23 protein-coding genes are annotated in these 26346 nt (G+C 34.0%); 10 read left to right on the top strand and 13 right to left on the bottom strand.

The window, feature by feature from the left end; translation table 11 throughout:
• Positions 1-63: 63 nt before the first annotated feature.
• On the bottom strand, positions 64-588 hold the full coding sequence (locus ASE21_RS03165; protein ID WP_057121171.1) for a hypothetical protein: 525 nt from the start codon (positions 586-588) through the stop codon (positions 64-66).
• 500 nt (positions 589-1088) lie between these two features.
• On the opposite strand from ASE21_RS03165, the gene mtaB reads away from it, so the two are divergent.
• The gene (gene mtaB / locus ASE21_RS03160; protein WP_057121098.1) at positions 1089-2423 is read left to right on the top strand and encodes a tRNA (N(6)-L-threonylcarbamoyladenosine(37)-C(2))-methylthiotransferase MtaB; all 1335 of its coding nucleotides are present in this window, start codon (positions 1089-1091) and stop codon (positions 2421-2423) included.
• 128 nt (positions 2424-2551) lie between these two features.
• Here the strand turns inward: mtaB and ASE21_RS03155 are convergent, their stop codons facing one another.
• From ASE21_RS03155 to ASE21_RS03125, 7 genes are all read right to left on the bottom strand, one after another.
• On the bottom strand, positions 2552-3061 hold the full coding sequence (locus ASE21_RS03155; RefSeq protein ID WP_057121170.1) for a hypothetical protein: 510 nt from the start codon (positions 3059-3061) through the stop codon (positions 2552-2554).
• A 94-nt stretch (positions 3062-3155) separates the two neighbouring features.
• A complete protein-coding gene (locus tag ASE21_RS03150) occupies positions 3156-3872 on the bottom strand; it encodes a 3-ketoacyl-ACP reductase (RefSeq protein WP_057121097.1) in 717 nt (238 codons plus the stop codon).
• Between the two features lie 111 nt (positions 3873-3983).
• Positions 3984-4571, bottom strand: coding sequence for an LURP-one-related/scramblase family protein (locus ASE21_RS03145; protein ID WP_057121096.1), 588 nt, complete (start codon positions 4569-4571; stop codon positions 3984-3986).
• Positions 4572-4624: 53 nt separating this feature from the next.
• Positions 4625-6796, bottom strand: a complete 2172-nt coding sequence (locus ASE21_RS03140) for a vWA domain-containing protein (RefSeq protein WP_057121095.1) — start codon at positions 6794-6796, stop codon at positions 4625-4627.
• Between the two features lie 72 nt (positions 6797-6868).
• Positions 6869-7837 carry a hypothetical protein gene (locus ASE21_RS03135; protein WP_057121094.1) on the bottom strand — a complete coding sequence of 323 codons (969 nt, stop codon included), beginning with the start codon at positions 7835-7837 and terminating at the stop codon, positions 6869-6871.
• 2 nt (positions 7838-7839) lie between these two features.
• Complete coding sequence (locus ASE21_RS03130) at positions 7840-8340, bottom strand: RNA polymerase sigma factor (protein WP_057121169.1); 501 nt, start codon at positions 8338-8340, stop codon at positions 7840-7842.
• A gap of 162 nt (positions 8341-8502) precedes the next feature.
• Positions 8503-9339, bottom strand: coding sequence for a DUF6929 family protein (locus ASE21_RS03125; RefSeq protein ID WP_057121093.1), 837 nt, complete (start codon positions 9337-9339; stop codon positions 8503-8505).
• A gap of 206 nt (positions 9340-9545) precedes the next feature.
• Between ASE21_RS03125 and ASE21_RS03120 the strand changes: the two genes are divergently transcribed.
• The 3 genes from ASE21_RS03120 (at position 9546) to ASE21_RS03110 (ending at position 13945) form a co-directional block, all read left to right on the top strand.
• Positions 9546-10427, top strand: a complete 882-nt coding sequence (locus ASE21_RS03120) for a PPK2 family polyphosphate kinase (protein ID WP_057121092.1) — start codon at positions 9546-9548, stop codon at positions 10425-10427.
• A gap of 192 nt (positions 10428-10619) precedes the next feature.
• A complete protein-coding gene (locus ASE21_RS03115) occupies positions 10620-12074 on the top strand; it encodes a DUF839 domain-containing protein (protein ID WP_128414645.1) in 1455 nt (484 codons plus the stop codon).
• A 92-nt stretch (positions 12075-12166) separates the two neighbouring features.
• The gene (locus ASE21_RS03110) at positions 12167-13945 is read left to right on the top strand and encodes a cytochrome-c peroxidase (RefSeq protein WP_057121091.1); all 1779 of its coding nucleotides are present in this window, start codon (positions 12167-12169) and stop codon (positions 13943-13945) included.
• A 185-nt stretch (positions 13946-14130) separates the two neighbouring features.
• Here the strand turns inward: ASE21_RS03110 and ASE21_RS03105 are convergent, their stop codons facing one another.
• Complete coding sequence (locus ASE21_RS03105; protein ID WP_057121090.1) at positions 14131-14649, bottom strand: hypothetical protein; 519 nt, start codon at positions 14647-14649, stop codon at positions 14131-14133.
• Positions 14650-14840: 191 nt separating this feature from the next.
• Between ASE21_RS03105 and ASE21_RS03100 the strand changes: the two genes are divergently transcribed.
• From ASE21_RS03100 to ASE21_RS03085, 4 genes are all read left to right on the top strand, one after another.
• Entirely contained in the window at positions 14841-16226 is a 1386-nt protein-coding gene (locus ASE21_RS03100) for an MATE family efflux transporter (protein ID WP_057121167.1), read from the top strand.
• Between the two features lie 130 nt (positions 16227-16356).
• Positions 16357-16584, top strand: a complete 228-nt coding sequence (locus ASE21_RS03095) for a hypothetical protein (RefSeq protein WP_026984926.1) — start codon at positions 16357-16359, stop codon at positions 16582-16584.
• A gap of 53 nt (positions 16585-16637) precedes the next feature.
• The gene (locus ASE21_RS03090) at positions 16638-18578 is read left to right on the top strand and encodes an LTA synthase family protein (RefSeq protein WP_057121089.1); all 1941 of its coding nucleotides are present in this window, start codon (positions 16638-16640) and stop codon (positions 18576-18578) included.
• 176 nt (positions 18579-18754) lie between these two features.
• Positions 18755-19291, top strand: coding sequence for a hypothetical protein (locus tag ASE21_RS03085; RefSeq protein WP_057121166.1), 537 nt, complete (start codon positions 18755-18757; stop codon positions 19289-19291).
• Positions 19292-19319: 28 nt separating this feature from the next.
• Here ASE21_RS03085 and meaB read toward each other — a convergent pair whose 3' ends face one another.
• The 3 genes from meaB to ASE21_RS03070 all read right to left on the bottom strand — a co-directional run bounded on the left by meaB (position 19320) and on the right by ASE21_RS03070 (position 21865).
• Entirely contained in the window at positions 19320-20411 is a 1092-nt protein-coding gene (meaB, locus tag ASE21_RS03080; RefSeq protein WP_057121088.1) for a methylmalonyl Co-A mutase-associated GTPase MeaB, read from the bottom strand.
• A gap of 348 nt (positions 20412-20759) precedes the next feature.
• Positions 20760-21401 (bottom strand): NAD(P)-dependent oxidoreductase, encoded by a 642-nt coding sequence (locus ASE21_RS03075; protein ID WP_057121087.1) that lies wholly within the window; start codon positions 21399-21401, stop codon positions 20760-20762.
• Between the two features lie 56 nt (positions 21402-21457).
• Positions 21458-21865 carry an RrF2 family transcriptional regulator gene (locus tag ASE21_RS03070; RefSeq protein WP_057121086.1) on the bottom strand — a complete coding sequence of 136 codons (408 nt, stop codon included), beginning with the start codon at positions 21863-21865 and terminating at the stop codon, positions 21458-21460.
• Between the two features lie 210 nt (positions 21866-22075).
• Between ASE21_RS03070 and ASE21_RS03065 the strand changes: the two genes are divergently transcribed.
• On the top strand, positions 22076-22987 hold the full coding sequence (locus tag ASE21_RS03065; RefSeq protein WP_057121085.1) for an AEC family transporter: 912 nt from the start codon (positions 22076-22078) through the stop codon (positions 22985-22987).
• Positions 22988-23097: 110 nt separating this feature from the next.
• Positions 23098-23736 carry a peroxiredoxin gene (locus tag ASE21_RS03060; RefSeq protein WP_057121084.1) on the top strand — a complete coding sequence of 213 codons (639 nt, stop codon included), beginning with the start codon at positions 23098-23100 and terminating at the stop codon, positions 23734-23736.
• Between the two features lie 248 nt (positions 23737-23984).
• Here the strand turns inward: ASE21_RS03060 and ASE21_RS03055 are convergent, their stop codons facing one another.
• On the bottom strand, positions 23985-26225 hold the full coding sequence (locus ASE21_RS03055; RefSeq protein ID WP_057121165.1) for a cation:proton antiporter: 2241 nt from the start codon (positions 26223-26225) through the stop codon (positions 23985-23987).
• Positions 26226-26346: the final 121 nt, after the last annotated feature.

Here is a 26346-nt window from a genome sequence, read left to right as displayed (position 1 = left end):
TCCAAATCTTTGAAGCTTTTTTAGAAGTCTGCAAAGATTTGGAAAACGTAGTTTCTTTTAAATTTATTTTTTCGCTACAGAAACAAAATATTTATTTCCGTCACCCATTGTAAGCTTTACACGTTCGTCGCAAAGGTCGATCGCAAAATTTACACTTTCGTAACAGCTGCAAGTTGTATTTTTGTCTTTAGACATTTCAGTTTTACAATTATTATTTTTGAATGTAGCTAATTGTGGAGTATATAAACTTACTAAGTCTGTAGAAGCAGTTACTAAAGAGATAATACTTGCTGAATTATTGTTGGTAATTCTGTACACAATTCTATCAGTATAGTTTACTTCGTTTACAGTTACTTTACGAATGTAAGTATAAGCCGTAGATTCTGCACCTGGTTCCTTTACTTCAAATTTAAATCCAACTGCACGAATTGCAATATCAAACTGAGACTGAGAATTTAAACTCGCCCAGGTTGTTAAAGTACTAATTGATGGAAATGGATTAGCAGTTGCAGCTGGAGCATTAGTTTGCGCTTGCGAACTAAAAATGGTTAAGAACATCAAGCAGATTGTGGGTAAAAATGCTTTCATAGTGGAGTTTTTAATTTTTAATTTTTGCCTACTCTTTCTGGTTTTCGGCGTTCCCATTCTTTTTTAATAACAAAACAACAACATAACGATTGAAATTCAAAATTGTTTTGTGTGAATTGTTATAATATTAATATTCCCGTTTAAAATCTGTAAAAACTCAATTATAAGCTGAAATTTTCTAAACAAAGTTAAATGTAAGAAAATTTTAATTTAAACGACAAAAAAATGTATTTAATCGATAAAATTTGCACTTAATCGATATTTTTGTCATTTTATTCTTATTGAAATAAAATTCATTCTCTGTTAAAAACAATAAATTTAAGAAATAAATGATTTAGTATTTAATTTTTTAATCTGTTTTAAAATAGATGGTTAATGCAAAATATTGATATATAGTGTATTATTGATTTTATTTTAAAGAATATTGTATGTAAATTTGCAAACTCTTTAATAGAGATGTAAATATAATATCTTACTACTTATAAACGTAGTGCATTCCTATGGAAAATAGAAAAAAAGTTGCTTTTTATACGCTTGGCTGCAAATTGAATTTCTCCGAAACTTCTACAATCGCCAGAAACTTTAATGATGAAGGTTTTGATCGTGTCGATTTTGAAGAAATTGCAGATATATATGTTATCAATACTTGTTCTGTAACAGAAAATGCTGATAAGCAGTTTAAGCAGGTTGTAAAAAAAGCAATGAAACTTAATGATAAAGCTTTTGTGGCCGCTGTTGGATGTTATGCGCAGTTAAAACCGGAAGAATTAGCAGCAGTTGATGGTGTGGATTTGGTTTTGGGAGCTACAGAAAAATTCAAAATCACAGATTATATTCATGATTTGAGCAAAAACGATATGGGCGAAGTTCACTCCTGCGAAATTGCCGAAGCCGATTTTTACGTTGGAAGTTATTCTATCGGCGATCGTACACGTGCTTTCTTAAAAGTTCAGGATGGCTGTGATTATAAATGTACGTATTGTACAATTCCTCTTGCCCGCGGAATTTCCAGAAGTGATGCTTTAGAAAATGTTCTGAAAAATGCCAAAGAAATCTCAGCGCAAAACATTCGTGAAATTGTTTTAACCGGAGTAAATATTGGAGATTACGGAAAAGGTGAATTCGGAAATAAAAAACACGAGCATACTTTTCTTGATTTGGTGCAGGCTTTAGATGAGGTAGAAGGAATTGAACGTCTTCGTATTTCCTCTATTGAACCTAACTTACTGAAAAATGAAACAATTGAATTTGTTTCTAAAAGCAGAACTTTTGTGCCGCATTTCCATATTCCGTTACAATCAGGGAGCAATGATATTTTAAAATTGATGAAACGCCGTTATTTACGCGAAGTATATACTGATCGTGTCAATAAAATTCGTGAAGTCATGCCGCATGCCTGTATTGGTGTTGACGTAATTGTTGGTTTTCCCGGTGAAACAGATGAGCATTTCTTAGAAACGTATCATTTCTTAAACGAAATGGATATTTCGTATCTGCACGTTTTTACTTATTCTGAAAGAGATAATACAGAAGCAGCAGATATGCCGGGAGTTGTTCCGGCAAATGTGCGTGCCAAACGAAGCAAAATGCTGCGCGGGTTATCGGTTAAAAAACGTCGTGCTTTTTATGAAAGCCAGCTTGGAACAAACAGAACGGTTCTTTTTGAAAGCGAAAATAAAGAAGGTTATATTCACGGTTTTACCGAAAATTACGTAAAAGTAAAAACACCATGGAATCCTGAATTAATAAACACGCTGCATGAAATTAATTTAACTAAAATTGATGAAGATGGAAGTGTTCGTTTGGAGTTTGTAAATAAATTGGCAGAAGCTTAATTCTAAAACATAATACACATATAGTTTGTCATTTCGATTGAAGGAAATAAAAAAAGAAAGCACTTTTAATTAAGTGCTTTCTTTTTTTTGGGAAGTTTGAACTTTCAAAAGTTAATCGTTATCTAAATCTACTTGTGGTCTTCAGAAATCACCAGTTTCAGGGAATTAATATAATCCGTATCAAACTCAATAACTCTGATTTTTTCAGGATTAAATCCGAGTTCTCCGCCAAACTGACCTCTGGTGTCCAGAAAATCTATTGTCAGCTCATCATCTGTCAGAGAAATTAATTTTCCGAGATAAGCTGATTTTGCTGATTTTTTTGAAATTTGAAAAATCCCGTGTTTATTATGGATGAAATTTAAAATCGAACTCAAATCCCGAATAGGAATAATATCTTCGGCATTTGTCTTTAAACCTTTCAATCGGATTACTTTTTCTGTGAAAGCAAGATCCTGATCTCTGTGAACTGCTTCGATGTTTTTGTTTTTCAGAATTACATAACCATCTAAAATATAATCAACCGGATTATTTCTCAGTAAAATCCAGTCATCAGAGTAATCAATAAGAAATCCGGTAAAAATTTCTTTTTTGTCCTGAAATTCTATCGCAATTAATTGCCTTAAATATTGTTCCATCATATTAGTATTTTTGAAATTCTAAATAATTAAATTCCAAATTCCAATTGCTTAAAAGTTGGGATTTGGAATTTAAAATTTGGAATTTATTTTTTTAAGGATTTGTCGACCAGATACTGCTGTTTTTAATAAACACGCGACGGTTTAATTTTAATTGAGCAATAATAAGTTCTGCCACATCTTCAGACTGCATTACTTTTTCCGGATTTCCGTCTGTTAATTTTAAATCAATTGCTAAATCAGTTGCAACGGTACTTGGTGTTAAAGCCGTAACCCTAATATTATGTTTTCTCATTTCCTGCATTAAAGAATCGGTCAAGCCTAAAACTGCAAACTTCGATGCGCTGTAAGCACTAGTTACAGCGTTACCGTTTAATCCTGCTGTTGAAGAAATATTAATAATATCGCCGGATTGTCTTTCGATCATATTTGGAATAACGGCGCGGGTTGTATAATATGTCCCCATTAAGTTTACCTGAATGATTCTTTCCCAGTCTGCAGGTTCCAGTTCCATGAATTTTCCAAAGGCACCAATTCCGGCATTATTGATCAGGATATCAATTGTTTTAAATTCTGCCAAAGCTTTTTCTACGGCAGCATTTACAGAGTTTATATCAGATACATCTGCAGATAAAGCTAAAGATTTAACACCAAGTTTATTGGTTTCAGCCGCCAGCTTATCAACATCTGCCTGAGTTCTCGCCACTAAAATTACGTTTACACCTTCTTTTGCCAAAGCAATTGCAATAGCTTTTCCAATTCCTTTTCCCGCGCCTGTAATAAGCGCATTTTTATTTTTTAAGTCTGTCATGATTTATGTTTAGAAATGCAAAAAAGCATCATTTTAAGTCTAACAAAAATAAAACTTTTGTAAACTAAAATAATGCTTTTAAGTGTTTTCTTAATCTAAGTTTAACAACTTTTACTCTTTCAAAACCATATCGATACACATTACGGCAGCAAGGATTAATTGTCGAAGCGGGCTGTCTGGTGCAACAGTTTCTTCAATTTGAAGCACATAATTATCTGCACTTGTAAAAAACTCTTTACCCAGGCCTGCCCATTTTTTATTTACCTGGGCAAGTTGTTTGTTTTCGTAAGAAAATTTAAAATCCCAGCCTGTCCATTTTCCCTGCAGTGTTGCCACGGGTTTTTCATTTTTATCCAGAATATCAAATTTACCTCCAATAGAAAAGAACTTTTGTTTGAAGGTTCCAATTAGTCTGTCTTTTTCATCAAAAACTTCAACTGTTGAGCGAAAAATTGCAACTCCTTTTTTTACAGAAATTAATTTTTCTCCTGAAGCAGTTGTAATTTCAATATCAAAAGGTGTCGCTCTTTTATAATCTGTAAAACGAAATATTTTAGTAAAAAAACCAAGATTATTTTCTCTGCAGTTCATTATTATTTGATTGGTCTGCGGATCATAAATATCATAGTTATTTGCGGCTTTAAACATTCCGATATGTTCTTTAACTAAAAATAGATTTTGGCTTAAAATTGGATTCATAGTTGTATTTAAATTATAAATTCTGTTAAAGGCCAAATGTAAATAAATATTTATTAATTATACTGCTTTGCACCTTCAACAAGACGAATAAATTCGGCTTTATAACCTTCGCCGTCATTTGAATTTCCCTGTTTTGCCAATTTCACAATTTCTTCAGAAGATTTATCAGCAATTAATTTTGAATCTCTCAGTTTTAGTCCAAACCACGCAACAGCAGCGCTAAATTTCATATCGTCACTCGCTTTTTCCATAGAAATAGTTTTATTGTCAATAACCTGAACCATTTCAATACTTTTATCGCCGTCAGGTTTTTTGTAACGGAACTTTATAGTAGCCAGTTCTGTGTTGTAATTATTAGAGCCGGCTTCGGTTTTAGTATATTTTAAATCATCTGGCTGCACGTTTAAATAATCGCTTTTTACACCTGCCGGAATAATTTCATACAAAGCCGTAACGGTATGATTGCTTCCCAATTCTCCGGCATCGATGGCATCATTTTTAAAATCTTCCGGACGAAGTTTTCGGTTTTCATAACCAATCAATCGATATGCCTGAACTTGTTTTGGGTTAAATTCAATCTGGATTTTTACATCTTTTGCAATGGTGAACATAGAACCTTTAAATTCTTTTCCAAGAAAACGATTGGCTTCCTGAATATTATCGATATAGGCATAATTTCCGTTTCCTTTATCAGCAAGGACTTCCATTTTACTGTCTTTGTAATTTCCCATTCCGTAACCCAGACAAGTCAGGAAAACACCTGTTTTTCTTTTTTCTTCAATCAGTTTTTCCATATCAGAGTTCGAAGAAGTTCCCACATTAAAATCTCCGTCGGTTGCAAGAATTACACGGTTATTTCCGTTTTTAATGAAATTTTCTGCAGCAATTTTATAGGCAAGTTCGATTCCTGCGCCGCCGGCAGTACTTCCGCCAGATTGTAATTGATCCAATGCATTGATGATTGTTTTTTTCTCGTCACCGGAAGTCGGCGGTAAAACCATTCCTGCGGCTCCGGCATAAACTACTATTGCCACTTTGTCTTTTGGTCGTAGTTCATTTACCAGTATTTTCATGGACTGTTTTAATAAAGGAAGTTTATTCATGTCGCCCATTGAACCCGATACATCAATTAAGAAAACAAGATTCGATGCAGGTAAATTGTCTGTTGGAATATTTTTACCCTGTAAACCAATTTTCAGGATTTTATTTTTAGAGTTCCATGGCGAATCGCTTACTTCTGTATTGATAGAAAACGGATGCTCATTTTTTGGCTGAGGATAATTGTATTTAAAGAAATTTATCATTTCTTCTACCCGCACAGCATCTTTTGGTACTTCCTGTCCGTTGTTTAAAAAGCGTCTGATATTGGTATAAGAAGCATTGTCAACATCAATTGAAAAAGTAGAAAGCGGAGCTGTTTTTGGACTTTCAAAGGCATTTTCTACAAAAGTGTCATAATCTTCCTGAGTTGGTTCAACAGGATGAACAGGATTGATTTGACTTAGTTTTTGATCTAATTCTTTTTCAGAAAGGTTTTTATAAAGTTCGTTTTTGGTTGCAATAACGACAACGCCATTAGAAGCTTTACTGCCATAAACTGATGTTGCTGCCCCATCTTTTAAAACCGATACATTGTCAATATCATTCGGATTAATTTTTACCATTTGATCGGCTTTTATTGCAACGCCGTCAACAATATACATAGGTTCATTTTTTGGAGAAACTGATGTAATTCCTCTCACAGCAATAGTAGGAGCCGGCATTGCAAGATATCCCATATGTGGTTGAACCTGCACTCCGGCAGCTCTTCCCTGCAGCGTTTCTGCAGTTTTCATCCTGGCTTTTTTTCTGTCGTTATGGGCATAACTTTGATCTTCATATTCTGAACTGCTTCTGCCAAAACCAACAGTTACAACTTCGTTCAAAGTTTGAATATCTGAAATTAGTTTTATATTAATTGTATTGTATTTTTCTACTTTTTGTCTTTGTGTTTTGAATCCAATGTAACTAAAAGTAAGCATATCGCCTTTTGTAGCTTTAATGCTGTATCTGCCTTCAAAATCGGTTGTGGCGTTTGCTTTTGAAGTTTGATTTAGAATAGTAACACCTGGCAGTGCTGCATTAGATTCATCTGTAACAATTCCTGTAATTGTTTTTTCTTGCGCCATTGCAGCGAAACATATAAGCATAGCAATGGCTGATGAAATAAGTTTTAAACTTTTCATGATAGTAAATTTTAAGGTTTGATAATTAACTTTGTCAAAGTTTTAAACTTTGACAAAGTTTTCCAGAGCCGACTATTTTTTAGGCTTCGGTTTTCCTGTTTTAGTAGTAATGATTACAACTCCTTTTTTTCCTCTTTCGCCGTATTTAGAAGTGGCTTCAAGATCCTGAAGAATTGTTATGGTTTTTATTTCCTGCTCGTTTAATGGAGCGTATGGACTTGTTGGGTTTGCGCCGAAGAGATCATTTTCTGAATAATAAATTCCGTCAATAATATAAAGCGGTTCATCTAAAATAACCAGCGATTCTACATTTTCAGGACTTAGATTTGGAAGTTCTTTCAGCATCATCTGGTCTCTTTTTGCATCATCGCTGTGAGCCATTGCGTTTCCGTTTAAGATAACTAAAGGCGCTCTTTTTTTTGCTTTCGGAGCCTGCAGTTCTGCAGAATTGGATTTAAATCTTTCTGTTTCCATTTTTGCTGAATATCCATAACTTAGATTTGTTTTGTCTTTTTCTTTGGATGAAACAGGTTCTTCTTCAAAATATTCAGGTTGGGGCGGCATCGGACTTTCGTCAGGCATTGGTACCATACTTGCCACTGGTGCCGCAATTTGGTTAGGAGCAATTTGTATTTCCCGAATGGCCACTTTTTGCTGTTGTTTAATTTGTGTCTCCAGAATTTTAGCAGCTTCTTCTTTTGGAACTAATTGTGAATCTGCAGCAGTAACAGCATCTTTATTTTTTTCTACTACTGAATTTTCAATTATTTCTTTTTCAGTTTCGTTTGTCACAATTTTATCAGTTGTTTGAATAACTGTTTTTTTGTTTGTTTTTAAAAACTGATAACCTAAAGAGATTACTAATAAAAGAGAAGCAGCAATTGCAATTTTTTTCCAAAGCGAAATACTTTTTTTATCTTCTTTTCTGTCGAGTTTATCTTCAACGCGTGACCAGACTTTTTCCATTCCCGGAAAATCCTTGGCTTCTGCATTGTCTGCAGCTTCCTTAAATCTGTTGAATATTTTATCCTGATTGTCCATGACTATTTTGCTTTTTGATAATACAATTTATTTACTAATTCTTTGAGCTTGGTTTTCGAGGCATTCAACTGTGATTTTGAAGTGCCTTCGGAAATGTTTAGCATTGCTGCAATTTCTTTATGTCCGTAACCTTCAATAACAAAAAGGTTAAAAACAGTTTTACAGCCATCCGGAATATGGTTTAATAAATTGAGTAAATCTTCTTCTTCTAATGTGTTCATTTCGTCTGTAAAAGGCTGCGAAAGCACTTTTACATCATCAAGATACATATTGAAATTTGTATTTTTCCTGATGCCAGCCAAACAGTAATTAACCGCAATTTTTCTTGCCCAGGCTTCAAAGGCTTTTTCCTCTTTAAGCTGATCAAGTTTTGTAAATATGGTATAAAATGTGTCGGCCAGAGCTTCTTCAATTTCTTCTTCCTTTTTGAGGTATCGCTTGCAGACACGATACAATTTCGGAGCCATGTGCTCATAAACCTGACGCTGCGCATCGCGGTTCATTTTTTTGCAGTTAGAAATCAGCGTTTCGTTTATCACAATGTTGGTCTTTATTTATAAAGAGAGCGAAAAAGATAAAAAGGTTGGGACAGGTATGAAAAAAAGTTTTTTTAGATATAAAGAATCAAAGTTCGATAGGCTCAAAGGGTTTAGAAATAATAATATTTATTTAACCGGCAAAGTCAGTTTAAAAATCTTAGTTTCCAGTAATTCCGTGTCATTATCCTCGCAAAGTAAAAACTCAATTTTATTATTTTCTTTTTTATAGAAAGTCAAACCTTCAAATTTATTAGTTGAAGTAATTTTTTGGGTAAAATCGATTTTCATGCTTTTAAGATCAATTCTTCCAATAAAACTTCCAAGGATTTCTCCATCGTCGTAAGTTGATTTTGTATCTTCTGCCGTTGAAAGGAAATAGATTTTATCTTCTACTAAAACTGCATCAGTAAAACTGGAGCGAACGCCTTTTATTTTTGGCAGTTTATAATTGGTGGCAACCAAAGCAAATTCATCACCCAGACTTTTAGCATGAATCGTAAAAATGATGTTTTTGTTTGAAATTCCGTTTCCGCGATTGAATAAATACCAGTTTTCACCATCAAAAATAGCGCCTTCCAAATTAAAATCTTCTGATTTTACAGCACCGAAATTCTGCATCACGGCATATAAATCGACTAAATTGTTTTTTTGTAAAACCGTTTTGGACTTGATATCAAATTCAATCATTTTGTTTCGGTTTTCGGTAGAACCGGAACCAAATACATACAGTGTATCGTTATGATGTGTTAAGGATTCAAAATCGGGTTTTAGGTTTTTGGGGATATTCTGCGTTGGATTATCAATCAAAGCATGCTGACTTAACTGCTGATTCTGCATATTGTATTCGTATAAAAATCCGCTGTTGTCGCCAATAATATAGAGTGCATCATTATTATAAAATAATCCTGATGCTGAACCGATTCCGATGATTTGAAATAATATTTCTAAAGTGAATTTTTCCATGAATTGTATTTTGAAAATGACTGCCTAGCCCTGATAGGAATGGAAATACTTTGAAAAGAAATTGAATTTTTTCCTGACAGAACAAAGCGACCGGCGGAAGCTCTTGTTATGGCTTTGGAAAAAACAATTTATTGAAAAAGTATTGCAATGGATAGCAGGAATTTGCTTCGTAAAATTACTATATTTATAATACAAAATTTGAAAATATGAAATCAATAGACCCGAAAGATTTTAAAGTCACAGATAAAATTAAGTTAAGTAAACTTCCCACTTTACTAAATGTTGATGCAGATAATGATGAAAAGGAAGAAAAGCTGGATAAGGTTCAGGCGAAACTGAGTGATTTGCAGGATGTAATGTATGCACACAATAAATATTCGGTTTTGATCTGCTTTCAGGGAATGGACACTTCCGGAAAAGACAGTCTGATTCGGGAAGTTTTTAAAGAATTTAATCCGCGCGGCGTTGTGGTTCATAGTTTTAAAACACCAAATTCGACTGAACTGGAACACGATTATTTATGGCGCCATTATATTGCATTGCCGGAAAAAGGAAAGTTTGCGATTTTTAACAGGACGCATTACGAAAATGTTTTGGTTACCCGGGTGCATCCAGAATTTATTCTGGCGGAAAATTTACCGGGAATTAATTCGGTTGACGATATTAAGCCTAAATTCTGGAAAAACAGAATTGAACAGATTAATAATTTCGAAAAACATATTGCCGAAAACGGAACAATTGTCATGAAGTTTTTCCTTCATTTGAGTAAAGACGAGCAAAAGAATCGCTTATTACGCCGTTTGGAAGAAGGAAAACACAATTGGAAATTTTCTCCCGGCGATCTTAAAGAAAGGGAACATTGGGATGAATATTATAAATATTATGAAGAAGCCATAAACGAAACTTCAAAAGAGCATGCGCCCTGGTATGTAATTCCGGCAGATGATAAGGAAATGGCACGTTACATCGCAGCAAAAATTATCTGGGAAGAAATGAAGCAATATACTGATATTCAGGTTCCGGCACTGGATAAAGAAATTAAAGATAATTTTGATTATTATAAACAACAACTGGAAAAAGAGTCTTAATGTAAGACTCTTTTTTTTGTTTTATGTTACTGTAAGTTTAACAGTATTGCGTATTACTAAATTAATGTTAATTTTTTTTGTGCTGTAAGGCGTTTTAAATAAAAGCCTTATTTTTTTGATAATATGAAAGTCATTTTTAGTTAAAGAGTAGGGATTTACTTTGTAAAAAAATAAAAACCAATATTTAGCTAAATGAAACGAATTATTTTACCTCTGCTTATTTTAGGATCTGTTGTTATATCCTGTAATAACAACGATTCTAAAGACGACACAGAAACAACAAGTGTTGTGTTAAAAGATCAGTCTGTAACGCCAAGTTTAATTAAGGCACAATCAGGTTTTGAAAATCTGAAGATTTATTCTCTTTTTAGTTCAGATGACGTTTTTCCGGATAGTCCAAAATATATTTTTGGAGGTTCTGCAGATGGTTCCGGTTTATTAAAAAACACAGACGGAACTTTTACTTTTTTGGTAAACAATGAAGACAATTTTTCTGTTTCAAGAATTACTCTTGACAAAACATTCAAACCTACAAAGGGAGAATATTTATTAAATTCCAGCGGTGGAACCTGGAGGTTGTGCGGAGCAACTATGGCTACACAAGCAGAACACGGTTTTGGACCGGTTTATTTGACTTGTGGAGAATCTGGAGAAGAATCCCGTACACATGCTTTAGATCCTTATGGAGATGTAGGTTCAGCATCTGTATCTAAAGAATTAGCCGGTTTCGGGCGCTTAAGTGCAGAGAATGCTTTGCCATTGCGTACTTCTGCTTACAAAGGAAAAACAGTTGTTGTAATTGGTGACGATGATTCTGGAACTTACGGAGGTCAGGTTTTTATGTATGTATCAAATACGGTAGGTGATTTAACCAATGGTTCTTTGTATATGCTAAAAAGAAACGACGATAACCAAAGAGAAAAAGATATGGAAGTGAGTAAAAGCTATCCTGTTTCTTTCGTGAAAATTGAAAATCATAAAACACTTACCGGTGCTCAGATTAATGCTGCTGTAAATACTTTAAAAGCTATTAAGTTTGGTCGTGTAGAAGATTTGGATTATCGCAAAGGCGGTGAGGCTGCAGATCGTGAATTGTATTTTAACGTAACCGGACAAGATCTTACAGGAACAAATGCTGACGGTTCAAGAACTAAATACGGAAGAGTTTACAGATTAAATCTTGATGCTGCCGATCCTTTAAAAGGAACTTTAGAAGTCGTTCTTGACGGAGATAACCGTTCCGGAATTGCAGGTAAATTCCAAAATCCGGATAACATTTGTGTGACTAAAAACTATGTTTACGTTCAGGAAGATGCTAACGGATACGGAGATGAAACTCATGATGCTTATATCTATCAATATAATATTGCTGCAAAAGATTTAAAAGTTGTATTAGAATTAGATCACCGTCGTACTGCTTCAGATGCGGCAAAATACAATGTTGGCGGAACATCTAAATTTGGCGCCTGGGAATACGGAGCTTTAATCGATGTATCTGAACAATTAGGAATTCCGGATACTTTTATGTTAAGCATACAGCCTCATTCATGGACTGATGAAAAATATAAAAAACCAGACGGAGGAGAAAATCGTCCTAACGAAAAGCAAGCAAGTCAGATTGTAGTACTTAAAGGTTTAGCAAGATAAATTTTAAGTTATAATTAAACAGTTTTCCACTATTTCTATTTTGAGGTAGTGGTTTCTGTTTTTTGGTATTCTTCTTAATCTGTGATTACATTATGAAAAAAATATATTGTTTACTATTCTTGGTCGCATTTGCCGCTTGTCAGAAAAAAGACAAACATCAGGAAATAAATAAATTGTTTCAGGAAGACATTCGTTTGTTAATCGAAAAAGCTGCACAACTAAAGCAATCCGTTGAATCTGATTCTGCGGAAGCACAAATTCAAGAACAGTTTCTGGAAGCACATCAGGGGTATAAAAAAGTGGAATTATTAAGCGAGTATTATTCGCCGGCCGTTTCAAAATCGATCAACGGACCAGCAATACCTGAATTTGAAGAAAATGATAATATAACAGTTAATCCCGAAGGATTTCAGGTTATTGAAGAATTAGTTTTTCCGAAATACGACAAAAAAAATAAAAAAGAACTGCTTCAGGAAATAGGTGTTTTATCCGCAAATTTAATTCGGTTAGAAAAAGTTGCTAATTCAAATGAACTGACCGATGCCCATGTTTTTGATGCAATGCGGTTAGAAGTTTACAGAATAATTACTTTAGGAATTACAGGATTCGATTCGCCGGTTGTGTTAAACTCTCTTCCCGAAGCTTCAATATCGCTGGAAACAATCGAAAAATATTATCGGGTTTATCTGGAGAATAAGGAAATTTCAAGTGCTCCTCAAGTACTGGGAATTTTAGAAAAGGGGAAAAAGTATTTACAGTCAAACAACAATTTTAATGCATTTGACAGGGCTTATTTTATTAAAGAAATTTTAAACCCTTTAAGTAAAGGACTTTTTAAAACGCAGGCAGAATTAGGAATTCCGTTAATGAAAGAACAAAAAGGCTTAAAAGTTACTTCGCAGACCTTGTTTGATAAAGATGCTTTTGATCCCGATGCATTCTCGGGTTTCCCCGATTACAAAACAACACCGGAGAAAATAGCTTTAGGAAAGAAATTATTCAATGATCCCATTTTATCGGGAAACAATACGCGTTCCTGCGCTTCCTGCCACCATGCTGAGAAAGCTTTTACAGACGGACTTGAAAAAGCAGTTTCATTAGACGGAAAATCCATGATTCAGCGTAATACGCCTACATTGGCCAATATTGCATTTCAACGTGTGTTTTTTGCAGATTCCCGGGTTAGTTATCTCGAAGATCAGGCGATTGCTGTAATTAAGAATGAAAACGAAATGCACGGATCTTTAGAGAAATCAGCATTAGCTATTCAAAAAAAAGCACAATATGTAAAAGATTTTAAAACAGCTTTCGCGAAAGGAGAAATAAATGAATTTACAATCAAAAATGCTTTAGGGTCTTACATTAGGTCTTTGAGTCATTATGATGCTAAATTTGATCATTATATGCAGAATAAAACCTCTTTTGCTGCAGATGAAAAAGCAGGTTTTAATTTATTTGCCGGAAAAGCCAAATGTGCCACCTGTCATTTTATTCCGTTAACAAACGGAACTGTACCGCCCAATTTTGACAAATCTGAAAGTGAAATTTTGGGTGTTCCGGATAAAAACAAAAAGCTGGACGGCGATTTAGGAAAGTTTGTCATTACGCAGGCCGCCATTCATAAACATTCTTTTAAAACACCAACGATACGAAATATTGAACTTACCGCTCCTTATATGCATAATGGTGTTTATAAAACGCTGGAAGAAGTGATAGATTTTTATGATCAGGGCGGAGGATTAGGTTTAGGATTTGATCTTCCAAACCAAACACTTCCGGAAGATAAGCTGAATTTAACTGTTAAAGAAAAAAAACAATTAATTGCCTTCATGAAAACTTTAACGGATAAAAAGTTTTTGAAAAAGAGCTGATTAGATTATTCTGATGCCATCTTCAAAGTTTTAAACTTTGACAAAATTCTATATCAAGACCTGATAAATTTTTCTCAATCAAAAAGCTTCAAAATAAGAATTTCTATAAAATACAAAACCCGGAAGACTATGAAAACTTCCGGGGTTTGTTACCAAAAACAAAAAAATAAAATAAACCTTTCTTTTTATAGATCAAAACCATACGCTAAACGAAACGCCACTTGATTGGTTTTGAATTTTTGATAGTCCTCATAACGGAGACTGATATCAATGTATTTGTTAGCGTAACCAATTCCTGGTGACCATAAAAAAGTAGTGTCGTCATAACCATTTGTAACGGCAAAACCGGCACCTACTTCACCTAAAACGTAAAATTGGTCTTCCCAGATAAAAGCTTTAAAACCAGCTTTTGCAGGAATAAATCCTAAATCTTTTACGTCATTTCCTAATTCATCTTTTCCTAAAAACAAGTTAGTAAAACCTGTAGTTAATGTTAATGAAGTTCTTTTTGACAAATCATATTGTAAACGAACGTCTCCACCAAGTGACCAGTCATAGTCGTTGTCTGTCGGGATTCCTCCGTTTAAACCAAAACCTAATCTAAATCCCTGATCGTAATTTGTTGCGGCTGTATCTTGTGCAAAAGTTGTGTTGGAGTATAAAAAAGCAAAAGCTGCAAGGCATATAAACTGTAATTTTCTCATGGCAAATATTTTTGAATTATTAATAATGTAAAAGTAAAATAGAGGTCTTTTGAGCTTGTTATATAATTTTTAAAAATCTTTATATAATATTATGGTATACTGATTTTACACTTAAAAACAGTGTATGTTTTTATTAATAGGACAGAATTCGAAGCTTCTGACTATCTTTGTCGACAAAAAAAATAGCAAAAGTGAATCTAAAACAGTACACCAAAGAGTTTTCATATAATTTCAGATTAGCATATCCTATAATATTAGGTATGGTAGGGCATACTTTAATTGGTATTGTCGATAATATTATGGTTGGAAAACTGGGAAGTACGGAGCTGGCTGCAGTTTCACTTGGAAACAGTATGATTTTTATAGCCATGTCATTGGGAATTGGTTTTTCGACCGCTATTACGCCTATTGTTGCCGAAGGTGATGCAGAAAAAAACGATGGCAAAATTCGTTCTGCATTTCACCACGGTTTATTTTTATGTGCTATTATCGGGTTGATGCTTTTTGGCGTTATTGTGCTGGCAAAACCATTAATGGAATTGCTGGAACAGCCAAAAGAAGTAATTGTATTGGCAAAACCATATTTAGACTGGGTAGCTTTTTCATTGATTCCGTTAGTAATGTATCAGGGATATAAACAATTTGCCGACGGAAAGTCTCTGACAAAATATTCTATGTACGCCATGATTATGGCCAATGTACTTCACGTAGGTATCAATTATGTATTGATTTACGGAATATGGTTTTTTCCTAAAATGGGAATTATTGGTGCGGCACTTGGTACGGTAATTTCTAGAATATTTTTAGTAACATTTATGCATATTATGCTGTCGCGAAGAAATGATTTAAAACACTTTTTTAAAGATTTCAGCTTCAGCGAAATTAAAAGTGCCACTTTAAAAAAGATAATAAGCTTAGGTTTTCCATCAGCAATGCAGATGCTTTTTGAAGTTGTTTTGTTTACAGCTTCGATCTGGCTTTGCGGAAATATTGGTAAAACCAGCCAGGCAGCCAATCAAATTGCGTTGAGTTTATCTTCGCTTACTTTTATGTTTGCTATGGGATTAAGTGTAACATCGATGATCAGGGTAAGTAATCAAAGAGGATTACAGGATTTTAAAAAACTTATAGTTGTGGCTCGTTCCATATTTTTACTGGCTATTGTTATCGAAACATTTTTTGCATTTCTGTTTGTGGTTTTCCATGATTTTTTTCCTCATATCTTTTTAAATATGGAAAATGGAGGCCAGCTTCTGGATAATACAGAAGTAATTGAAATAGCCTCAAAATTATTATTGATTGCCGCTATTTTCCAGATTTCAGATGGAATTCAGGTGGTAGTTCTTGGCGCTTTACGCGGTTTGCAGGATGTTAAAATTCCAATGTATATTACTTTTGTTGCCTATTGGATTGTTGGTTTTCCGATTTCATATTATTTGGGAGAATTTACCGAATGGAAAGCACAGGGAGTATGGATTGGACTTTTGGCAGGATTGACAACAGCAGCAGTTTTCCTGTACTTACGCTTTCATTACTTAACGAAGAAATTAATCTCAAATTCATTTTCAAATAACTAAATTTGAAAAAATATTTTTAAACCGCAGATTTCACAGATTTCAAATTTAATATTCTTAGAATAAATCCTCTAATCTGTAAAACAACGGCAACACTTACAACTATAAATCTTAAAAAATAAATTTAAATAAAATGGAATTACCTAAATTTTTACTTGGAGACAATACTGATTTTCCAGATGATATTTTTATCATTCACCTTGATTACCCACGATTTATAATTAATCTAAAAGATGATGAGGTTGAATTTCTGGAAGAAGCCGAAGATCTTGACGAAGCAGAATTAAATGCTGAAATGGAAGGTTTGATCGAAAAAGCAAATGATTTTTACGATAGGGAAATAAATCGCTACGAAGAATAAAAGGTACTGACAAGTTTTAATCGGCATTTTGCAAAATATATGTTCATCATTCAATGAAAAAATTAAGTTTTTTAAAACCTGTTTTCAATTTTATATTAATCGGCTTACTTATCACTACTTTAAGCCGAATCTTTTTGTTTTTTCTTTTTAAAGAAAGAGTAGAGCAGACGCCAAATTTCTGGTATATTTTTCCAATCGGCCTTCGAATGGATTTGATTTTATTATGTTATTTGTCTTTTCTTCCTGCAGTTTTAATCACTTTTCTTCCAAATAAATGGCTTAAATTCACCAATAGGTTTTTGATAATTTACAGTTTTTTGTTCCTGTTTCTTATTCTTTTTGTAGAATTGGCTTCACCGGATTTTGTTAAACAATACGATACGCGTCCAAATAAGATTTTCCTGGATTATCTAATTTATCCAAAAGAAGTTGTGGGAATGCTTTTAAAAAGTTATCTCACTTCTATCATCGTGACTTTTTTAATTTTGGGAGTTGTGCTTTATTTTGCCTTCAAAAAAGGAAAAAAATATTTTCATACCACCAGCACTCAATATAAATTCAAATTAATGGTGTTTCCGTTAGTAGCTTTTTTATTGTTTTTTGGAGCACGTTCCAGTCTTACTTCAAAACGTCCAATCAATGCTAGTAATGCCGTTTTCTCAACGGATCAATTAACGAATACGTTAGGATTAAATTCATTTTATACCGTTGCTTTTGCTGCTTATTCTATTAAGAACGAGGGAAATACAAAAATGTACGGTAAAATGGAAGAAGCGGAGGCGATTGCTCGTGTAAAAAAATATATGATTGCCGGTCCAAATGATTTTACAGATCCTGAAATTCCGTTTCTTCATGTGCAGCAGCCGGATTCTGTGACGAAAAAACCATACAATCTGGTCATTTTTCTACAAGAAAGTTTGGGTGCTGAATACGTTGGAATATTAGGTGGAAAACCACTGACACCGGAATTTGATAAATTATCAAAAGAAGGATTATTGTTTACCAATTTATATTGCACCGGAACCAGAAGTGTTCGAGGAATTGAAGCGGTTGTAACAGGATTTTTACCTTCGCCATCAGAAAGCGTTGTTAAACTCGGAAACTCACAGCAAGGATTTTTTACTCTTGCTGATGCTTTAAAACAAAAGGGTTACGATACAAGTTTTATTTACGGAGGAATGGCCAATTTTGATAATATGGCTTCATTTTTTAACGGAAATGGTTTTCAGGATATTATAGATCAGGAAGATTTTGAATCAGACGGAAATAAATATGCTTTTAAAGGAACCTGGGGTTATTCTGATGAAGATTTGGTGACTAAGGCCAATAATTATTTTAAATCAAAAGGTGATAAACCATTCTTTTCTTTAATGTTCTCGACTTCAAATCACGAACCGTTTGAATATCCGGCAGGAAGAATAAAACCTTACGATAAAAAACCGGCAACAGTAAACAATGCCATGAAATATGCCGATTTCTCAATTGGAAAATTCTTCGAAATGGCTAAAAAAGAACCGTACTTTAAAAACACTATTTTTATCGTAATTGCCGATCATAATACAAGAACATACGGAAAGAATTTAGTGCCGATAAATAAATTCCATATTCCGGCATTTATTATGGGTCCTGGAGTTCAAAAAGGTGCCGTTTACGACAGACTGGCAAGCCAAATTGATATTCCGCCAACTTTGTTAGGTTATTTAGGAATTCCGTTTGAAACACCAATGGTGGGTCGTAATTTAAATAAATTAGATCCAAAAGTTCAGGGAAGATCGATTATGCAGTTTAATGATATCAATGCATTTAGAGTTGAAAATCAGGTTGTGATTATGCAGCCGAATTTGAAACCGCTTCAATTCGAAATCAAAAACGATACAACTTTAATTCCGGTTAAATTAAATGAAGAATTAGCAAAAGATGCCTTGGCACATGTTATAACTGCAGGTAATTTGTATAAGGAAAGTAAATATAAGCTTAGGAATAAGAAAAAATAATTTTTAATTTATTAAAAAAAAGCTGTTAAGTGTGTAATTTCATACTTAACTGCTTTTTTTTGTATCTAAATTCAAACAAAAAGGGTAACAAAAAAATAATTTAATTGATATACACTAAACCAAAAGGCGTAACCCGAAAAGCCGGAGATAGAGTAGAGACAATTAAATTATTTATTATGAAAAAAATACCACAAAAAAAATCTGAAGTATTAAAAGTAATGGTAGTGTTAGCCATTACCGCTTTTTTTGTAAGCTGTAACAACGACTCGGTTGAACAGAAAACGGCTCCATTATCAAACACAGAGCAGCAAAATCAACCAAGTACTCAAAGGTATTTGCCTCATTATGAAGGAACTATTGTGAGAGCTTGGGGAGCGCATAATATTGATTGCAGCCAGCCTGAAGGGTTTTGTAATTTTGTTCATTACGATTGGATAACCTATGGCTTTGCGAAACCAACTCCTGATGGAACACCAGTACGTGTTACAAATGAAAAAGGAAATTTTGTTATGGAAATTCAAAAAAGCGCTTTAACCGAAGAACATAAAAAAGTATTATTACGAAATGGCGAAATTTATGTAATACCTGAGGGACAGATTATACAACCGGAATTAGTTAAATCTTTAAAATTCAATTCAGATATTTTAGTTCCCGGTAAATACCCTATTCAGGAAAGTGAAGAGACTTATAAACTTTCAATTAATGTAAAATAAATGAATATTTAAAAACAGCTTTAAGAAATTATAGGTTTTTTTTATATTCATTTAATAAAATCTGAGCGGCTGCAAAAGGTGATATTTCATTATTTTGCACCGCTTTTTTAATTTGTTTCAATTGTGAAATAATGTCAGGTTGATTGTAAAAGTTTGATTTCAATTGTTCATCGATAGTCTCCATCATCCAAAACTGGTTTTGTTCATTTCTTTTTTCCTGAAAGAATCCAGATTCTTTGGTTAATTCAAAATAATCAGAAATGGTATTCCATATTTCCGAAATCCCGTCTTTTGTAACCGAGCTGCAAGTCGTAACTTTTGGCTGCCAGTTTGATTTTTTTGAAGGAAATAAATGCAAAGCCCGGTTGAATTCTAATTTTGCCTGATTGGCTTTTTTAATATTATCTCCGTCGGCTTTATTGATTACGACAGCATCTGCCATTTCCATAATACCGCGTTTAATCCCTTGAAGTTCGTCGCCGGCACCGGAAATTTTCAGTAATAGAAAAAAGTCAACCATACTGTGAACTGCAGTTTCGCTTTGACCAACGCCAACTGTTTCAATAATAATCGTATCAAAACCTGCAGCTTCGCATAAAATAATCGTTTCGCGGGTTTTACGTGCAACGCCGCCTAAATTTTCACCAGATGCACTCGGACGGATAAAAGCATTTTCATCTTTTACCAATTCTTCCATTCGGGTTTTATCGCCTAAAATACTTCCGTGCGAAATAGAACTGCTTGGATCTACGGCCAAAACAGCCACTTTTTTTCCTGATTGGGTTAAATAAGTTCCAAAAGCTTCTATAAAAGTACTTTTTCCAACTCCGGGAACTCCGGTAATTCCTATTCGAATTGATTTATTGGCATGAGAAAGACAGCCTTTAATAATCGTTTCAGCCTTTTGAGTATGTTCCGGATTAGTGCTTTCAATAAGAGTAATAGCGCGGCTTAATGAAGTGCGGTTTCCCGAAAGAATTCCCGAGATTAATTCCTCAGCAGATGGCTGTTGTCTGCGTCTGTTTTTAATTTCACTGATAGCAGCAACATTGGTGATTTCAGGAGGTGAAATACCAGCTTTTTCCGTTAAACTGCCCGACTGTTTTTTGAAACTTGACAAAATACTTTTTTAATATTGTAAAAGTACTGAAAACAAAAACAGTTTCAAAAGACAATTCTGACTCAGAAACTGTATTGTTAGGTTTGCCACAAATTACATCGATTTGCATTGTTTTTATGGGTATAGAGTTTGCCGCGAATTACACAAATTGCACGAATTTTTTAGATCTTAATTTTGTGATATTTGAAAATCATAGCCCAAGTTTTCAACCTTGCGATTAGATTGTGCAAATCTATTGCGTTCCCAAGATCGAAACCTTGGACTATGTAAAAATTAGTGTAATTCGTGCAATTCATGGCAAAAGTTAACTAAGAAACTCAGAACCTTAGTATCTCAGCCCCTTAAAAATTAATATGCCGCTGTAAAACGAACCTGATGATGTTTTGGTGTTTCCGTTTCATCAGCGATCACAACTGCCAAATCTTCCACAGATAAAATACTTCTTTGTTCGTCATTAAAAACTGGATTTTCTAAACCTAAGCGATATTTTCCGGTTCTTCCGGTTGTAATGCCCTGATGCATTTCAAAAGCAGGACTAAAAAATGCCCAGTCTAATTCTTTTTCTTCTTTTATGATATTTAAATAATCTCTTGCAGCAGTTGCTCCTGCATAAAATTCTTTTGGAAAATCCGGTGTATCAACTGCTTGTAAACCCGGAGCTACAAATAAACTTCCGCCGCCGCCAATTGTGATATAACGTTTTACGCCAGATTTTTTTACCGCTTCCTGAATTGCTTTTGAACCTGCAATAAAATCATCGTAAATATTAGGGTTTGTCCATCCCGGATTGTAAGCGTTGATAACAGCATCATTTCCTTTTAAAATTGCTGCCAGTTCTTCTACATTAAAAATGTCAGCACTTTTCCAGTTAACACCTGCGGTGTCTTTTGGATTTCTTGCGATAGCAGTAATATCGTGATTTCTGTCTGCTAATTCGTTTAAAATTGCTGAGCCAACAAATCCTGTTGCTCCAATGATTGCGATTTTCATAATATATAAATTTATTTAGTAATAAAAAATGTTACAGTTTTGGGTAAAAAAATAGTTTAAAACTGATTCGAAAAATCTTCTAAGGAAATTCCCTCCAGTTGCGCACTCACTTTTTGGTTCATATCGGAATATAAAGCATCCAGATTTTGATTAATTTTTTTTCCGACAGGACAATCCGGATTAGGCTGGTTTTTAGCATAACCTAAGTTTATCGTTTCAAAAGTCATTTCAAAAATCTCTTTTAAAGTCAGTTTTGATGAATCTACAGCCAGTTTTGTGCCGCCATTTTTTCCTTCCTTACTTTCTACAATATGATGCGCTTTTAGGTTAGCAATTTCTTTTCGAACCAAAACCGGGTTCAAATTAATACTGCCCGCAATATATTCTGATGACAAATAATCATTCGGAAATTTATTGAGCAGAGTTAAAATGTGAATCGTTATGGCAAACTTACCTGAAAGCATACTGTAATAAAATATGTTACAAATATAAGATGTTTTTTTGAAATGAAAGTTATTTTTTTATAAAAATGTAAAAATCGTTTGTAATTAGAAGATGTTATAGGTTTAACAAAAGAAAATCAGCAGTGACTATTCACGAAAAAAAATCACTTACTCGTGACTTTTCAATAATCACTAAATTATAAATAGTTATTTTTGTGTTCATCTTAAGGTATGAACAACTTTCTTCTAATATTTCTTTTCCTTTCATTAGGCTTGGTTTTACAGCGGGTAAAACAATTTCCTGTTCCTATATATAAGACGCTCAATAAAATTGTTATTTATTTCTGTCTTCCTGCGATTACATTATACCACATTCCAAAAATAAGATGGAGTAGTGAATTGCTGTTTCCAATTGGTGCGGGATGGATTACTTATATTTTGGCTTTTATTTTTTTTCATTTTTTAGGAAAAAGAAATGGATGGTCTAATAAGCTGATTGGCTGTTTAATTTTGACGGCAGGATTAAGCAACAGTTCTTTTCTTGGATATCCAATTATTGAAGCTTTATTTGGGAAAAAAGGTTTAGAGACTGCCGTTTTGGTAGATCAGCCGGGAACTTTTGTGATCGTTTCTACTCTTGGTGTTTTTACGGCTGCCTTTTATTCTAAAGGAAGCCCGGATGCTTTTGGGATTTTAAAAAAGATTATTCTTTTTCCGCCATTTGTGATGTTTGTTTTGGCTTGTTTAATGAATGTTTTTCAAGTTGATTTAGATGACAATATCCAATTGGGTTTACTTAAAATTGGAAGTCTGGTTACACCTCTGGCGTTGCTTTCTGTTGGACTGCAATTAACTTTTGACCGGAAAAGCCAGCATTGGAAATTTTTACGGCTTGGACTTTTTTTCAAATTGCTTTTAGTTCCATTTATAATTTTTGTGCTGTATGTTTTTATTTTTAATCAGCGTTCCGAGGTCATAAAAATTACTTTAATGGAAACTGCAATGGCACCAATGATTACAGGTGCAATTTTAGCCTCTACATATGGCTTAAAGCCAAGATTAAGCAGTATGATGGTGGGTTTTGGAATTCCGATATCATTTATAACGCTTGCCTTTTGGTATTTTATTTTAAGTTTTATTTAATTTAAAATACTAATTATATCGAGAAAGTAGAATTTTAACTTTTTTTTAATTCCTGTGTGTTTTCCAAATGTATTTTTTAGTTAATTTTAGAGGAACTAAAAAATTAAATTATGTCAACATTAAGATTAGGCGATATAGCTCCGGATTTTCAGGCAGAAACCACACAAGGAACAATCCATTTTCATGAATGGTTAGGAGATTCATGGGGAGTTTTATTTTCGCACCCGGCAGATTTTACTCCTGTTTGTACAACTGAATTGGGAACTGTGGCGAATTATGTTCCTGAATTTACCAAAAGAAATACTAAGGTTATTGCTTTGAGTGTAGACGGTTTAGAGTCTCATAAAGAGTGGATTAAAGACATTAATGAAACTCAGGATACGGAAGTTAATTTTCCGATTATTGCTGACGAGGATAAAAAAGTAGCTAATTTATACGATATGCTTCATCCTAATGCAAGCGATAAATTTACAGTGCGTTCTGTTTTTGTTATCGGACCAGATAAAAAAATCAAATTAACATTGACTTATCCGGCATCTACAGGAAGAAATTTTGATGAATTACTTCGTGTAATCGACAGTTTACAATTAACTGCAAATTATAGTGTCGCGACCCCTGCAAACTGGAGAGATGGTGAAGATGTCGTTATTGCTCCTGCAATTCAGGACAGCGATATTCCGGCAAAATTTCCAAAAGGGCACACTCCTATAAAACCTTATTTGAGAATGACACCACAGCCGAATAAATAGTTTTTTATAGTTCTAAGATACTAAGGTTCTGAGGTTCTAAGTTTTTAGGATTTCAGGACTTTTTTTACGTCTTTATTTATGAAAAAACAATTTCAAAACAATAATATTAACCATACCCCCAAGCTTCAACCTTGTCATTGAATATCATGCTCCCCAAGGTTGAAACCTTGGGCTATGAAAAAAAATTAGAGAAAATTTGTGCAATTCGTGGCAAAAAAGATTTTGCAAAGGAAAAGCCTCAGAAAATCTCAGGCCCTTTTAAAACTAATTAACTGTGCCATTTTTTTCTTGTCTCCTACAACCCAGATAATATCATTGGGCTGTAAAATCAGGCTGGATTCCGGATTAAGAATCCGATTCCCGTTTCTTTCAATCCCTACGACCATACCGCCGGTTTTTCCTCTAAACTGGCCAATGCTTTTTTGGGTAAATTCTTCCTGAGAAACTTCAAGCTGGCGCAAAACAATTTCAGATTCTTCAATTGTTTTGGCTTCGATTTCATTTTGAGTTAAGTATTTTGTGAATTCGGTAATTTGGGCATCGGTACCAATTACACAAATTTCATCGCCTGGAAATAAACGTTCGTTTTTTGAAGGAATTGGAATTGTAACTTCTCCGCGGCGTATATATGCAATATTAATTCCCATTAATTCGCGAATTTTTAATTCTTCAAGTGTTTTTCCGGCAAGATTAGATTCTTTTCCAATATCAAAAATAGACATGTGACCATCCCAGGGCATTAAATTGGCATATCTTCTGTCGATTTTTTTGTTCTCGCGGTCGTTTAAGTTCTTTAAAAAGTGATTTTCAATTTTATGATACTGCTCATTTAATTTTTTAGGGAAAAGCTGATACGCTCCAATTGCAATAATAAGCGCAACAAAAGCCACTAATGGCGAGAAGAAAATATTCAGTAAAAATCCAACGAAAAACAAACCAAGGCTCATTCTAATTAAAATAAGCATTAAAAGTGCGCCGCGGTATTTGCGTTCTTCCCAAAGTATTTCTACTTCTTCGACCTTAACACGACGAAGCGACAAAGCCCATAAAAACGGAGCAATGACAACAAGTGTCAACAAGGCGGCCAAAGTATTGCCAAATCGTGTATCGGCTACTAATGGCGCTACAAATTTTGATGACAATAAAATTATGGCCGTAATAATGATTGTGTGCAGTATAATTTGCGTAATAGAAGATCTTAAAACAACCTGCCAGATACTTACAGATTTAATTGCCTGTGCGTTAAGACTATATCTGTTAATGTTTTTAACCCATTTTTTTGGCATTTTTTGTTCTAAAATCTGAGCAAAAGATTCAGAATATTTAATTAAAAACGGAGTTGTAAAAGTCGTAATGGCAGAAACCGCAACAATTATTGGATATAAGAAATCGCTGGTAACTTTTAATGTCATTCCTAATGTTGCAATGATAAATGAAAACTCACCAATTTGCGCCAGACTCATTCCGGTTTGTACAGATTGTTTAAGCGGCTGCCCCGAAAGAAGAGCCCCGATTGAGGAGCTAAATGCTTTTCCAAAAATAGTTAAAAGTGTAATTAAAGCCACCGGAAGCGCATAAGTAACCAAAGTTTCCGGATTAATCAACATGCCCACAGATACAAAGAAAACCGCTCCGAATAAATCTTTTACAGGCTGAATTAAATGTTCGATTTTTTCGGCCATTGTCGTTTCAGCAATAATAGATCCCATGATAAAAGCTCCCAAAGCCGGAGAGAAACCAACATTTGCGGCAAAAATTACCATCATTAAACACAATGCCAATGAAATAATAAGCAGCATTTCATCGGTTAAAAGATGTTTGGCTTTTTTCAAAATTGTCGGAATGATAAAGATTCCGCCGAGAAACCATATAATTAAAAAGAAAACTAACTTTAAAACAGATTGTATTAAGGCTCCGCCCGAAACCTGATCGCTCACTGCAATTGTCGATAATAAAACAAGCATTAAAATTGCTACAATATCTTCAACAATTAAAGCTCCAAAAACAATTCCGACGAATTTCTTTCCCTTAACTCCCAATTCATCAAAAGCCCTTATAATAATAGTTGTAGACGAAATAGAAAGTGTCGCTCCAAGAAATATACTGTCCATTTTTCCCCAGCCCATCCATTGTCCGACACAGTAACCAACAAGAGTCATAAATAAAATCTGGGTTATGGCCGTGACGGAAGAAGTACCTCCAACTTTCATTAGTTTCTTAAAGCTGAATTCAAGTCCTAAACTAAATAATAAAAATATAACGCCAATTTCTGCCCAGACTTCAACACTTTTCATATCGGTTATAGAAGGGAAAAAATCAAAATGGTTTCCGGCTAAAAAACCTGCAATCAGGTAACCTAAAACCAAAGGTTGTTTCATTTTTTTAAATAACAGAACAGCAATTCCTGCAGTCATCAGGATTAATCCCAGATCACTAATTAAAGGTTGTAAATGGTGTGTAGTTTCTGCTGCGGCATTTAAGGCAATCATAAAGTGGTATTTTTTGAGGAGCTTAATCCAGCTTTCCATTTCAAGCTTTTACTCAAAAAACTTATTTTTTAATGCTCTTACAGGAGCTTCCTTCGGTCGCTCTGTAACAGCAAAAAAATAT

The organism is Flavobacterium sp. Root901 (genome assembly GCF_001429765.1).
In the GTDB taxonomy this organism is placed as follows: Bacteria; Bacteroidota; Bacteroidia; order Flavobacteriales; family Flavobacteriaceae; genus Flavobacterium.
Note: the sequence above shows the minus strand (reverse complement) of the source record. Positions and strands in the feature narration are given on the sequence as shown.

Excerpts from the sequence above, each read along its gene's own strand:
- ASE21_RS03070 (WP_057121086.1), bottom strand. The coding sequence starts at position 21,865 with ATGCTTTCAGGTAAGTTTGCCATAACGATTCACATTTTAACTCTGCTC.
- ASE21_RS03055 (WP_057121165.1), bottom strand. The coding sequence starts at position 26,225 with ATGATTGCCTTAAATGCCGCAGCAGAAACTACACACCATTTACAACCT.
- ASE21_RS03090 (WP_057121089.1), top strand. The coding sequence starts at position 16,638 with ATGAAAAAATTAAGTTTTTTAAAACCTGTTTTCAATTTTATATTAATC.
- ASE21_RS03105 (WP_057121090.1), bottom strand. The coding sequence starts at position 14,649 with ATGAGAAAATTACAGTTTATATGCCTTGCAGCTTTTGCTTTTTTATAC.
- ASE21_RS03085 (WP_057121166.1), top strand. The coding sequence starts at position 18,755 with ATGAAAAAAATACCACAAAAAAAATCTGAAGTATTAAAAGTAATGGTA.
- ASE21_RS03125 (WP_057121093.1), bottom strand. The coding sequence starts at position 9,339 with ATGGAAAAATTCACTTTAGAAATATTATTTCAAATCATCGGAATCGGT.
- ASE21_RS03065 (WP_057121085.1), top strand. The coding sequence starts at position 22,076 with ATGAACAACTTTCTTCTAATATTTCTTTTCCTTTCATTAGGCTTGGTT.
- ASE21_RS03130 (WP_057121169.1), bottom strand. The coding sequence starts at position 8,340 with ATGAACCGCGATGCGCAGCGTCAGGTTTATGAGCACATGGCTCCGAAA.
- ASE21_RS03075 (WP_057121087.1), bottom strand. The coding sequence starts at position 21,401 with ATGAAAATCGCAATCATTGGAGCAACAGGATTTGTTGGCTCAGCAATT.
- ASE21_RS03135 (WP_057121094.1), bottom strand. The coding sequence starts at position 7,837 with ATGGACAATCAGGATAAAATATTCAACAGATTTAAGGAAGCTGCAGAC.
- ASE21_RS03140 (WP_057121095.1), bottom strand. The coding sequence starts at position 6,796 with ATGAAAAGTTTAAAACTTATTTCATCAGCCATTGCTATGCTTATATGT.
- mtaB (WP_057121098.1), top strand. The coding sequence starts at position 1,089 with ATGGAAAATAGAAAAAAAGTTGCTTTTTATACGCTTGGCTGCAAATTG.
- ASE21_RS03145 (WP_057121096.1), bottom strand. The coding sequence starts at position 4,571 with ATGAATCCAATTTTAAGCCAAAATCTATTTTTAGTTAAAGAACATATC.
- ASE21_RS03165 (WP_057121171.1), bottom strand. The coding sequence starts at position 588 with ATGAAAGCATTTTTACCCACAATCTGCTTGATGTTCTTAACCATTTTT.
- ASE21_RS03095 (WP_026984926.1), top strand. The coding sequence starts at position 16,357 with ATGGAATTACCTAAATTTTTACTTGGAGACAATACTGATTTTCCAGAT.
- ASE21_RS03155 (WP_057121170.1), bottom strand. The coding sequence starts at position 3,061 with ATGGAACAATATTTAAGGCAATTAATTGCGATAGAATTTCAGGACAAA.
- ASE21_RS03060 (WP_057121084.1), top strand. The coding sequence starts at position 23,098 with ATGTCAACATTAAGATTAGGCGATATAGCTCCGGATTTTCAGGCAGAA.
- ASE21_RS03120 (WP_057121092.1), top strand. The coding sequence starts at position 9,546 with ATGAAATCAATAGACCCGAAAGATTTTAAAGTCACAGATAAAATTAAG.
- ASE21_RS03115 (WP_128414645.1), top strand. The coding sequence starts at position 10,620 with ATGAAACGAATTATTTTACCTCTGCTTATTTTAGGATCTGTTGTTATA.
- ASE21_RS03150 (WP_057121097.1), bottom strand. The coding sequence starts at position 3,872 with ATGACAGACTTAAAAAATAAAAATGCGCTTATTACAGGCGCGGGAAAA.
- ASE21_RS03110 (WP_057121091.1), top strand. The coding sequence starts at position 12,167 with ATGAAAAAAATATATTGTTTACTATTCTTGGTCGCATTTGCCGCTTGT.